The organism is Vreelandella lionensis, assembly GCF_044543515.1.
Lineage (GTDB): Bacteria > Pseudomonadota > Gammaproteobacteria > Pseudomonadales > Halomonadaceae > Vreelandella > Vreelandella lionensis.
Window position 1 is genome coordinate 1 of sequence record NZ_JBITWC010000054.1, and the last position, 1256, is coordinate 1256.

The following is a 1256-nucleotide window of genomic DNA, read 5'->3' on the forward strand; positions in this document are numbered from 1 at the left end:
TGATCTTACCCAGCAACAGTGGACACTCGTTTAAGCGATCATTCGGACTTCAAACGCCTCTGGGCTGATCATCCCTATAGCACTGTGCCGTCGTTGCTTGTTGTAGTCCAGTTCGATGTATTCAAACACCTGGCGTCTCATCATATCTCGCGTTTTAAAGTTCTCGCCGTGGATCGCTTCCACCTTGAGGCTGTGAAAGAAGCTTTCGGCACAGGCGTTATCATAACAGTTGCCTTTCGCGCTCATACTGCACTTGAGTTCATGTCGCGTCAGTAGCGACTGATACAGCGTCGAACAGTACTGACCACCTCGATCTGAATGGACGATCACGCCTGTTGGCATTTTACGTTTCCATAGCGCCATTTGTAGTGCATCACAGACAAGATCTGCCGTCATACGCTCGCTCATTGCCCAACCAACGACTTTGCGAGAGTAAAGATCAATTAGCACAGCAAGATAAAGCCAACCTTCACCCGTCGCCAAGTAGGTGATATCACCCACCCACTTTTGATTAGGGGCTGAAGCCCTGAAGTCTTGCTCTAGCAGGTTTGGCGCAACAGGTAGCGAATGTCGAGAGTTTGTGGTGGCCTTGAACTTACGGGCAGCTTTAGCACGCAGGCCTTGTCGCTGTAAGCTGGCAGCCACGGTCTTGCGATTCACCGGTATTCCGTCATCTTGCAGGTCTAGAGCTAATCTCGGGGCGCCTGAGCGGCCTTTACGTTGGTGAAACGCCGCAGCCACACGCTTATCGAGAACGGCTTGCTGGCTGCGCTTTAGAGACAGACCTCCTTCGCGCTGTCGCCAAGCGTAGTAGCCGCTTCGAGCGACCCCAACAACATGGCACATGCGCTGAACACTGAAAGCCTGGCGATGACGATGGATAAAGGCGTACTTCACTTCAGGCTCTTCGCAAAGTACACCGCGGCCTTTTTTGTGATGGCCAGCTCCTCATTGGCTTCGGCTAACTGTCGCTTCAGGCGAGCGTTTTCTTCTGCTAGTGACCGCTCTCGCTCCGATGTATCTTGTTGTTGCTGAACCTTAGAACGCCACTGATAAAGCTGACTCGAATGTAGACCCAATTCACGAGCCGCTGCAGCAACGCCAATGCGATCAGCGAGTGCTAACGCTTCTTGCCGGTAAGCTTCTGAGTAACGGGTATAGGATTTTTTCTTCATTGATGTCGTCGATCTTGCCATGGTCCACCTCACTGCAGTGTATTACATTCTTGAGATGTCCATCGTTACTGGGCAAGATCA

Annotated in this window: 1 protein-coding gene; it reads right to left on the bottom strand. The window is 51.7% G+C overall.

All coding sequences use genetic code 11. The features are described from left to right. Nucleotides 1-30 precede the first annotated feature (30 nt). Nucleotides 31-1196, bottom strand: a protein-coding gene (locus ACIGG6_RS18245) for an IS3 family transposase (protein ID WP_092490829.1) whose coding sequence is annotated in 2 segments (ribosomal slippage) — nt 31-935 and nt 935-1196 — 1167 coding nt in all. Because the reading frame shifts where the segments join, the coding sequence is not laid out codon by codon here. Nucleotides 1197-1256 lie beyond the last annotated feature (60 nt).